The organism is Streptomyces sp. SID5910 (assembly GCF_009862125.1).
Lineage (GTDB): Bacteria > Actinomycetota > Actinomycetes > Streptomycetales > Streptomycetaceae > Streptomyces.
This window is the reverse complement of the sequence record NZ_WWHX01000546.1, coordinates 1-2,577: the sequence shown is the minus strand read 5'-3', so window position 1 is coordinate 2,577 and position 2,577 is coordinate 1. Positions and strand designations below refer to the sequence as shown.

Here is a 2,577-nt window from a genome sequence, read left to right as displayed (position 1 = left end):
GCACCGCCCCCCGCCCCTGGGAGACCCGCGGCGACGACAGCGCACCCGCCGACGGCGACCCCGCAGCCCCCCGTACCCGGCGCGGCGGCGAGCGGCAGCGCGGACGGGACCGGCTGCTGGCGCCGCGGACGCCGGGACGGCCCCGGACCTTCGACGACGTCGTCGCCACCGTGCACCGCCTGGCCGCCTCGCCCGACGCGGCCACGGCGTTCGTCTTCGAGGACGTCGACCACCAGCTCCCGCCCGGCCAGCCCGACTCCCACCTCGGCTACCTGCGGCTGCGCGCCGCCATGACGGACGCCGTGACCCCGCACTCCGCCGCCGGACCCGCCCCGCACGCCCGCAACGCCGTCCTGTGCGCGGTCGGCGACGTCGGACGCCTGCCCGGCTGGTTCCACCTGGAGGACCCCCGGATCGCCGCCCTCCACATCGGCCCGCCCGACCCCAGCGAACGCCGGCTCTGGCTGACCTGGCTGCACCGGCACTTCAACGGCGCGCAGGACGCCTCGCGCGCCGACCTCGAAGGCCTCGTCGGCGCCACCGACGGCATGACCGGCTGGGACATCGAGTCCCTGGCCCGCACCTCCTGGCTGCGCAACGCGCCCCTGCGCAAGCCCGACAAACTCCTGGAGCTGCACCGGCTCAACGTGAGCGTCGACCCGTGGACCCAGCTCGACCGCGACACCGTCGCCGGCGCCGCGGGCGTCCTGGGGACCCGGGTGGTCGGCCAGGACACGGCCGTGAACGCCGTCGCGTCGGCCCTCCAGTCCGCCTTCGTCGGCGTCGACTTCGGCAACTCCGGCAACGCGCGGCCCCGGGGCGCGTTCTTCTTCGTCGGCCCCACCGGCGTGGGCAAGACCGAACTGGCCAAGTCGGTCGCCGAGTTGATGTTCGGCGACCAGAGCGCGTACGCCCGGTTCGACATGAGCGAGTACCAGCAGGAGCACGCCGCCGAACGCCTCGCCGGCGCACCGCCGGGCTACATCGGCCACGAGCAGGGCGGCGAGCTGACCCGCAGGGTGCAGGAACGGCCGTTCAGCGTGCTGCTCTTCGACGAGATCGAGAAGGCCCACCCCAAGGTGCTGGACAAGTTCCTCCAGATCCTGGAGGACGGCCGGCTCACCGACGGACGCGGCCAGACCGCGTACTTCTCCCAGTGCCTGATCATCTTCACCTCCAACACGGGCGCGGACGCGGTGCAGGGCCTGCTCAGCGACCGCGACGACGAACTGACGTACGCCGAGCTGGAGGCGCACTTCACCCGGGCGGTGGAGGAGAAGTTCCGGCAGATCGGCAGGCCGGAGATCTACGGGCGGCTCAAGCCCGGCGTGGTCGTCTTCGACATGCTGCGCCGCGAGCACATCGTCCGCATCGCCGACCGGCTCCTCGGACAGCTCACCGAGTCGGTGCGCGAGCGGCACCGCGTCGAACTGGTCCCCGACACCGGCACCCTGCACCCGTGGATCACCGAGCGGATGTCGGACCCCCAGCACCAGGCGTACGGCGGACGGCAGATCCGCAACGAACTGGAACGGGTGCGGGCGGCCGTCGTACGCCATCTGCTGGAGCACCGGCCGGCCCCGGGCAGCCGCATCCGGGCCGGCGTCACGGCCGACGGGACCGCCGTCGTCACCGCCGACGGGACCGCGCCCCGTGCGCGGGAGGAGGGCGAGGGAACATGATCGGCATCGACCTCGGGCACCGTTTCGGACGCGTCGGGCGGATCGGCCCCGACGGTGAACCGGCCGTGACCGCCACCGCGCTGGAGGGCACCGACGGCGTCCTGGAGCCCAGGCGGGCGCTGCCCCTGCTGTTCGGGCCCGCCCCGGCCGGTACGGCGGCCGCCGCGGCGGAACCGGACCGGCAGGCGGTCCTCGGCATACCGGCGACCGGCGGCCGGGAGGACGAGCTGCGGCGCGCGGCCGAGAACGCCGGGCTGGACGTCGCGCGGGTCGTGCCGGACCCGGTGGCGGTCGCGCTGCACTACGGGGCCGTCGACGAGGGCGTGGACCGCACGGTGCTGGTCTGCGACCAGGGGGCGACGACGCTGGAGCTGACCGTCCTCGCCGTCACGCCCGACCTCACGGTGCGCCTCGTGCGGACCCGCGCCCACCGGCTCGGCGGCGACGACTGGGACGCGGCCCTCGCCGACGCCCTCGCCGGGCGGCTCCCGGACGGGGTCGACCCGCTCCGGGCGGCGGAGCGACTGCGGCGCGCGCTCGGCACGTCGGACGAGGACGACGCCGCCGAGACGGTCGAGGACGCGGCCGGCGGCCGGCACCGGCTGACCCTGGACCGGGCCGTCCTCGACCGGGCCGTGGCGCCCTTGCGGCAGCGGACGCTGGACGCCGTGGCGGAGCAACTGACCGCGCCCGGACCGGCGGTGGACACCGTCCTGCTGGCGGGCGGCCTGTGCGCGACGCCCGGCCGGCGGGCCGAGATCGAGGAGCTGCCGGCCGCCCAGGGCCTCACGGTCCGCAGCCACCTGCCCGAACTCGCCGTCGTACGGGGGCTGCTGGCCCTGCGCGACTTCCCCGTCCTGCGCATCGTCGACGGCCCCGCCCCGGACGCGGCCCG

General features: G+C 75.7%; 2 protein-coding genes. Both read left to right on the top strand.

Annotation, left to right across the window (positions count from 1 at the left end; translation table 11 throughout):
- On the top strand, positions 1 to 1,682 hold a 1,682-nt coding region (locus tag GTW67_RS19025), incomplete at its 5' end, for an AAA family ATPase (protein WP_161166020.1).
- The coding region (locus tag GTW67_RS19020; protein ID WP_161166019.1) for an Hsp70 family protein at positions 1,679 to 2,577 on the top strand (899 nt) is incomplete at its 3' end. The genes GTW67_RS19025 and GTW67_RS19020, both read left to right, overlap by 4 nt.